This window comes from Arsenophonus nasoniae DSM 15247, assembly GCF_000429565.1.
Classification (GTDB): domain Bacteria; phylum Pseudomonadota; class Gammaproteobacteria; order Enterobacterales; family Enterobacteriaceae; genus Arsenophonus; species Arsenophonus nasoniae.
In genome coordinates, this window is sequence record NZ_AUCC01000247.1 from 1 (window position 1) to 1,355 (window position 1,355).

General features: G+C 38.3%; 1 protein-coding gene. It reads right to left on the bottom strand.

Going from position 1 to position 1,355, the window contains the following annotated elements; all coding sequences use genetic code 11:
• Window positions 1-220: 220 nt before the first annotated feature.
• On the bottom strand, window positions 221-1,141 hold the full coding sequence (gene lpxP / locus G468_RS0118015; protein ID WP_026824150.1) for a kdo(2)-lipid IV(A) palmitoleoyltransferase: 921 nt from the start codon (window positions 1,139-1,141) through the stop codon (window positions 221-223).
• Window positions 1,142-1,355: the final 214 nt, after the last annotated feature.

A 1,355-nucleotide genomic window follows, 5' to 3' on the forward strand; every position in this document is an offset into this window, starting at 1 on the left:
TTCAAAACACCTCCATTAATGCCTTACTGTATTGATTGAGATTCCTAACCATCAAGGAAAAATGTGTTGCGGTCGAACACCCATGGCAACTTTACACGATGGAAAACAAATTTGGAGAGAAAAAGATTTAAATCAAATTTGGCCTGACAGATACTGTATAAATAACCGGTAACTGTCAGATCTAGTTTGAGCTACTACAATTTAATTCAGATGTTGTTTTTCAATAAATGGAATCTTCACCTTGAGGGCGGGTTTTAAATCTACGGTGTAACCAAAGATACTGTTCTGGTGCTCGTAATATTTCTTTTTCCACCACTTTATTCATATAGGCTGCGGCGGCCACTTTATCATCTTTCGGATAATTAGTTAATTCTTCACCTATTATCAAACGATATCCATCCTTATCCTTATTGCGTATCAGTACTATTGTTAACATAGCTGGTTCCGCTAACTTTGATAATACAAATGTCCCGTTTGTTGTCGCTGCGTTTTTAACAGAAAAGAAAGGTGCAAAGACACTACCTTTAGGGCCATAATCTTGGTCTGGTGCAAACCAGACACATTCCCCACTTTTTAGTGCTTTTACCATCTCCCTTAAATTTTTTCTATTAATCATTGCCTTATTTGAACGCATTCGTCCCTTGGTTTGTACCCATTCCATCACCTTGTTGTTGTGCGGTCGATACATAGCCATCATCGGTTGGCATAATCCTGTAATTCTGCCGCCAAGTTCTAGCGACATGAAATGTATACCAATAACCATGACGCCGCGCTTCTCTGTTGTTACCTTCTGTAAGTGAGTTATTCCATGCACAGTAAATAGTTTTCTTACGCGTCTGTCAGGCCAGAACCATGCTATTCCAGTCTCAAGTAATGCTATTCCTAACGAAGAAAAAACATCTTTAATAAGTTCTTCTCTTTTATTTAATGAAATAAGAGGAAAGCATAATTCTATATTTCTGCGCGCTATTGCTTTTCTGCGATTTAAGAAGAATCCAGATAAACTACCAATCGTTGAACCCAGCCGTACAAGTAATGGATAAGGTAGTTGTACTAATAGAAAAAGGACTGATAATCCAAACCACGTTAACCAGTAACGAGGGTGAAGTAAAAATAGTGATAACTTTTCTTTTTTATGCACTTACTATCCATGTTCATGTTTTTTCACCCTAATATATCATATTCATAAGCGATTTACTCTATTGTTAGACGATTAAAAAAGCTCTGCTTCAAGCTCCCCCAATGACAGCATCTCTTCTTTGGGGGGATATTTAAGCCCTTTTTTAACCATTGATGAACGTAGCACGCTACGCGTGAGCGGCGCAGCGGTGCTGCTTCGGGGATGTTAATGAGTT